The organism is Candidatus Hydrogenedentota bacterium (genome assembly GCA_019695095.1).
In the GTDB taxonomy this organism is placed as follows: domain Bacteria; phylum Hydrogenedentota; class Hydrogenedentia; order Hydrogenedentales; family SLHB01; genus JAIBAQ01.
Genome location: JAIBAQ010000275.1, coordinates 1 through 6,040, shown reverse-complemented (window position 1 = coordinate 6,040; position 6,040 = coordinate 1). Strand labels below are relative to the sequence as shown.

Here is a 6,040-nt window from a genome sequence, read left to right as displayed (position 1 = left end):
ATAATGCGTGGACAAGGCTCCGCGACATGCCCCACGGCGCAAACCGACGCGCGCTGACCTACCGCGACCGGTACATCGTTCTCATCGCGGGATATAAGTATCCGCAGACCTGGAACCTCGACGGTACGGCCACCCAAGTCTACACCGAAGGCGAAAAGGCGCAAGACTGGAAAGCCTTCTTTGAACCCACGGTGCTTGTGTATGACACGCAGACCGCGACGCTTGGCACTGCTGACCCATTGCTGGAACGGACGTCTCTACCAAGCGCGGACATCGCCGGAGACACCATGTACTGCTTGGGCGGAGAAGGCGGTCCCAGGTTGTGGCACCCCGCAACGCTTCAGATTGGACGCATCACGGGCATCGTGACGCCTTAGGTTCGCCCACTCGCGTCTATTTTCCTAAGAAACGGACCGTGTATGTTGCTTTCGCCCTTACAGGGCTCACGTTGGGTGGGGGCGGGTACCTGGGGTTTCGATTCGCGTTTCAAACGCGAATCTTACCCAGGCTGGAGTATTTCGCGCTTGCAGCGCTCCAGAGTATCGAGTCAAATCATCAATGCGATTTTTGCCCCAGGCCAGAGTCTGCCGTGCCCATGGCAAGCCAGAGAAAAGGCTGTCCGCTTGGCTTGGCTTCTACCACTGAAACCCGCGCTCGCGCGGTCCCCTGCTCAGCACGTTCTGCCGTGCTCGACGCCCCGTCACATCTCGGATATTCCGTTTACGTTGGGTACGACTACGATCCCCGATGGGGTCACGTGGAACCGCTTGGCGTCCTCCACCGCGTCGTATCCGATAACGCTGTTCTCGGGAATGTGCACGTTCTTTTCGATGATGGCGCGCCGAATGCGTGAGTTACGTCCGATGCTGCATTCCGGGAGCAGAATCGATTCCTCGACGTGCGAATAGCTGTGCACGCGGACGTCGGGCGACAGCACGCTTCGCTTTACAAGGCCGCCGCTGATGATGCATCCCGCGCTGACGATGGAGTCCACGGCCGCCCCAAAGCGGACGCCTTCGCTCGCGAATACGAACTTGGCAGGCGGCGAATTGGTCAGCAAGGTATGGATGGGCCAGTCGCGGTCATACAGGTTGAACACGGGATCGACTGACACCAATTCGAGGTTGCTTTCCCAATAGGCTTCGAGAGTTCCCACGTCGCGCCAGTATTGGGCGGATTTCTTGTTCTCATCGCGGAACATGTAGGCGTAGACCCGGTGCGACTTGATCAGCTTAGGAATGATGTCCTTGCCGAAATCGTGGGAACTCGATTCCTTGGCATCCTCCATACACGCTTCTCGGAGTATCTTCGTGTCAAATACGTAGATTCCCATTGATGCGAGAGCCGTGTCGGGCCGGTCGGGCATGGCACACGGTTTAGCGGGTTTTTCCTCAAAGCTGGAGACTTTGCCTGTGTAATCGACACCTAACACGCCGAAGCGGCTGGCTTCGGCCACGGGCATCTCGATCGTGGCGATGGTGAGGTCGGCCTCGTTCCGGCGGTGGAACGCGACCATTTCCCCGTAGTCCATCTTGTAAATGTGGTCGCCGCCGAGAATCAGGACCTGGGCAGGGTTGACGTGATCGATCGAATACAAATTTTGATAGATTGCGTCAGCCGTCCCCTGGTACCAGTCTTCACCGACACGCTTTTGTGGCGGAATGACTTCGATGAATTCACCGAGGTCGTGATGGAACAAGTTCCAGCCCGCGCGAATGTGACGGATAAGTGACAACGATTTGTATTGGACAAGCACCATGATCTTGGTGCAGTGCGAGTTAAGGCAATTTGACAGCGTGATGTCGATGAGGCGGTAAATGCCCCCGAACATGACCGCCGGTTTTGCCCGGTCTCTGGTGAGCGGATACAGGCGCTCGCCTGCCCCGCCGGCCAATACCATGGCGAGCACATTACTCATATCGTACCGAGAACGACCCCTAAGGACCATCGACTTCCTCCTCTCCAATGAAGGCACGGCATGGCGAGCCGTCGGCCCCAATCAAGGGCAGAGGCAAGACCACGAACTGGTAGGTCCGCGTGACAAACGGGGACAGAACCAAGCCTTCGACCACAAACACATTGTTGCGAAGCAGGATATGGTGAGTATCCTGTCCAGGTTGCTTGAACGGGGCTACGGACAGGTAATCGACGCCGACGAGCCGCACCCTGTCGTCGACGAGACGCTGGGCGGCGTCGGGAGCGAGCGCAACGTAGTCCTTCTGAAATGGGGCATTGGGCGGATACTCTGAGTTGCGTGTCTTGATGAGCACGCGCGGCGGCAAGGGGGCCTCACCCAGGTGCTCCTCGCGAATCAGATCGGCGTGCGGCACATCCAGCAGAAGGGCTTCGCCGAAGAAGATCGACGTGTCTACCTGGTCCAAGCGGGCGCCGTTGTCCTCGAAATGCCAGGGTGCGTCGACATGGGTACCCGTGTGGGTGCTCATAGCAAGGGCGGAGACGTTGCAGCTCGCCCCTTCAGCGATGCGAGATAGGGGTGAAAAGACGAAAGCGGGATCCCCCGGCCATACTGTCATGCCATCCCGCATTGGAATGGTCACATCAGTCCAACGAATGGCCATGGACACCCCCGATATGTTCCGCTGATACGTCCCAGCTTGCCGCATTTGTGCGTAGTGGCGGGTGTCGGCACGCTCCGCAACCATTTGGCCGACAGCCAATTGCCACGGTACGGCCCGATTGAATCGGGCACTTGGGGCTTTTCCCCGCTCACATTCAACGCCGGAAAGAAAAACTACCCATTCCGCGCGGCCACGCGCGTGGAACGGATGAGCATACTGCCTGATCGAGCTTCTCGCCGACGCTCAACGGGATTGTACCACAATGCCGTCGCATCTGACGTAGCGTTCTGACAAATAACGCAGTTGTGTCTATTGATAAAGCTGGGTTGAGGCGTAGGCGTGCTCTTGGGAGTCGGCGGGGTAGACTTCAACGATTCGCCGCAATACGCGTTGGCGGTTTTCCCGGTCCCCTGCGCGTTCGTAGCACGTCACGAGTTGGAGGTAGGCGTCGCGGATACCGGGAGCGTCGGGGTGTTCGCTGATAAGACGCTCGAAACATTGGGCCGCCTCCATGTAGTTCCCTTGCTTTTGACGGTAGAGGTTCCCCATCGCCGCCAGTAGGGCAGGAGCATCTTTGCCCTTTGGATCCGCTTCATACTTCGCCCGGTAGTCCTCCAACACGGCAGCGACATCGTCACGCTTGGAGCCTGTGACGTCCTCCGCGTTTGAAGTGGCGCCGGTCTCCTGGGTGGAGATGAGATGCGATTCGACATCGGGAGTGGTTTCAACAGGTGCAGACGCACCGACCGAACGCACATATCCCAAGCCGGCCGCTACGAGAACGACGCAGAAGATCGCAACCAGATACCAGTTATCGCGGAGTACTTTCTTTGTAGTCTCGTTCATACGCCGAGTTCTCTCCAAGACACCTGTGAATAGACAAGGATTGGATAGCCGCCAATCATGCCCAAGGGAAGGTTGTTCGCCAATTCGGGAACCTGGTAAATCTCAGGAACGTTCGTGCCCATGTCGAAATACGTGGAGACGAAGGTTCCCATAACGATGGTCTGCTTTGCCGAAGTAATGCGTCCCTGCGCGTAGAACCCGCCCATAAGCTTCAGTTGAGAGTTGGTGCCGACTGTCAAATTGCCGCCTACCATCAGCCCGAAGAAGTTGTTGACGGGGAAGCTGTTTGCGGTCGTGCCATTGGCGTTCATCGAGTAGAGGTCCGTATCCAGGGAGGCATTCCCTTTAACGAGAATGGCGCCTCTTCCGGAATAGCTGATGGTTTTGTCGTTACCGCCGCCCCGATCAATAGCAAGATCGCCGTTCACCTGAATCTGGCCATTGATATACATGCGATTTGACGCGGCATCGAAATAGATGTAGTCGTCGGTGGCCTGACGCAGTGCCGGGTTCACTTCTGTGGGGCGGGTGGCGTTGTAATAGAAGTTCTGGTTGGCGCGAATGGTCATATTGCCGGCATAGGGCGTTCCCGCGAGTACCTGCTCAAAGTACTCGAAGTGTGTGTACTTTGTGCCGGTCGCCGGATTGTCATACATGTTGCCTGTATATACTTCACGATAGGGCTCTGTCAGCAGCGGAAAGCTGACCTTATTGCCCAGGTCATATTTGGAATCCCACCCGTTATCGCTCCACACGTGGGTAGGATCGCCCCGTCCGCCGTCGTCATCCACGGAAGTACCTGTCCACCCGTCGGTCACGTAGGTGCCATCCAAGGTTTCTTTAAGGGTGTTGCCGAGCACATTGGGTTCGCCGATTTCCGAATTGCCGGACATGCCCACGAGTCCGTTCTTGACTCGCAGTTTGGCGTCCAAGGTACTGACCGTCTCTCCGTCGAGTGTTCGCGTGGGGAGAGGGGGTACACGTTGCTCCAGGTCGGCCGTAATGCCGACATAGTTGTTGTGAATGAGGCTGGTTCCGCTAAGGTCGATCGCGGACATCACCGTGTTTCCGAAGGTGACGTTGTTGCCGAGCAGGTGCACCGATCCGTGAATGCTCACGTTTCCATTGATCAAACCGCCGCTCTGTCCTGCGCCGGCAAAGATGGCGTTGCGCCAGACATTCACGTCCCGGCCTTGCACGATTACTTCAACGGTGCGCTCCACGCCCCGGTCGCGCGCGCGACCGTAGATGGTAACCATGAAGTCCTCGTCGGAGTCGTCAATTTGCCCGTCGCCATTGTCGTCCATTCCGTTGTTCGCCCAATTGTTTGCGTAGGCGATGTATTGGACGCCCGGAACGCCGTTGGAGGTGACGGGAGAAACGCCTTGATCGGTGAAATTGGGAATGACGACCTGACTCGCGCCCGAGGGGGGAGTCCATCCGTCGATGCCAATCCATCCGTCTTGACCGGATTCGAGTTCCACCCAACTGCGCGCGACGGCGGATTCCATTCCGGTGAAGGTGTCGTTGAAGATGCGGAATTGCGTAACTTGTCCGCTTTGCTGAACAACGCGGACCGACAATCCCATGAGAACAATCACTGCAAGCGTGACGAAGATGACGGCGGTCACTAGGGCTACGCCTTCGTCCCTTTTATATGTTTTTTTGTGCATGGCTAGTTCCTCGGAATTACGAGTGTGGATAGTGTCGATAGCATGCGGGTTCCACGAGGTCCCGAGGATCTCTCCGCCTGCAACGTCACGCGCACCCCTGCGCCCTCTGTGGCGAACCACACTCCACGATCAAGCGTTCCATTGGCATTCCCGTCTTCTCCGGGATCCAGTGTTCCATCCGAATCGCCGTCCTCGCTTGGAATGATGCCATTGGCCAGAACAGTCACTTGCGTTCCGTCCGTGAGTATCAACTGCTGCACAGTCCGTCCGTCGTTGTTTAAGTCATCGGTATCGCGCTGAATCGTCCAAACTCCGGAAAGTTCTAGATACCCTCCTTGATCGACCGCTACTCCGTTACCGTCAACGTCTTCCGCCTTTCGGAAACTGATGGATGCACCGGGTAGCGACGACCAAACAATAGATGAATTTGCGCTTTGCCGAAGTTGACGAACCAGTTGAAGCATTCCGCTTCGCACGTCATCTTCGGTAGTAATCTTCGATTCCTGATCCGCAGCCGAACGCTGTAAGGTCAATGCCATGCTATAGAGCATTCCCATGAGCATTGTCAGAACGGCGACAACGATCACGAGCTCTATAAGTGTCATGCCTTCGTTGCGTTTCATGGCGCTACCTCTTGAACAGGCACGTTGTCTGTGCCGTCATCGGGCGGCCACGGTCGTCGCGCCATTGGGCGACTATGCGGACCTCGATCGGGTTGGGCAATGGCTGCGCCAGGCTCGCCGGGTTGATAGGAGTGTTAAGGGGAGCACCTGTTGCATCCAAACACGAAACAGTGATTGTGGCTGCCGCACCGAGAGAGCGGGGTGCGGCGGGCTGGAAGGCCAACAATTCGTCGTAGGTCAGTGTATGGATCTGTTCGACAGTTCCTTCGAGCGAGATACTTGCCGCCGTACGGTCAGAGGTCAGTGAATGGGCCTCGGA

The 6,040-nt window shown here is 57.1% G+C and carries 6 protein-coding genes and 1 pseudogene; 1 reads left to right on the top strand and 6 read right to left on the bottom strand.

Going from position 1 to position 6,040, the window contains the following annotated elements; genetic code table 11:
* A partial coding sequence (locus K1Y02_24640) for a hypothetical protein (protein MBX7259570.1) occupies positions 1-377 on the top strand: 377 nt, incomplete at its 5' end.
* Positions 378-700: 323 nt separating this feature from the next.
* Here K1Y02_24640 and glgC read toward each other — a convergent pair.
* From glgC to K1Y02_24610, 6 genes and pseudogenes are all read right to left on the bottom strand, one after another.
* Entirely contained in the window at positions 701-1,918 is a 1,218-nt protein-coding gene (gene glgC, locus K1Y02_24635) for a glucose-1-phosphate adenylyltransferase (protein ID MBX7259569.1), read from the bottom strand.
* Between the two features lie 19 nt (positions 1,919-1,937).
* Entirely contained in the window at positions 1,938-2,579 is a 642-nt protein-coding gene (locus tag K1Y02_24630) for a cyclase family protein (protein MBX7259568.1), read from the bottom strand.
* Positions 2,580-2,888: 309 nt separating this feature from the next.
* Positions 2,889-3,425, bottom strand: coding sequence for a tetratricopeptide repeat protein (locus K1Y02_24625; GenBank protein MBX7259567.1), 537 nt, complete (start codon positions 3,423-3,425; stop codon positions 2,889-2,891).
* Positions 3,422-5,098: a hypothetical protein gene (locus K1Y02_24620; protein MBX7259566.1), complete on the bottom strand. Its 1,677-nt coding sequence runs from the start codon at positions 5,096-5,098 to the stop codon at positions 3,422-3,424. Before K1Y02_24620 ends, K1Y02_24625 begins: the two co-directional genes overlap by 4 nt.
* 2 nt (positions 5,099-5,100) lie before the next feature.
* Positions 5,101-5,721, bottom strand: a pseudogene (locus K1Y02_24615) (prepilin-type N-terminal cleavage/methylation domain-containing protein).
* A gap of 4 nt (positions 5,722-5,725) precedes the next feature.
* Positions 5,726-6,040: hypothetical protein (locus K1Y02_24610; GenBank protein MBX7259565.1), on the bottom strand; the 315-nt coding region annotated here is incomplete at its 5' end.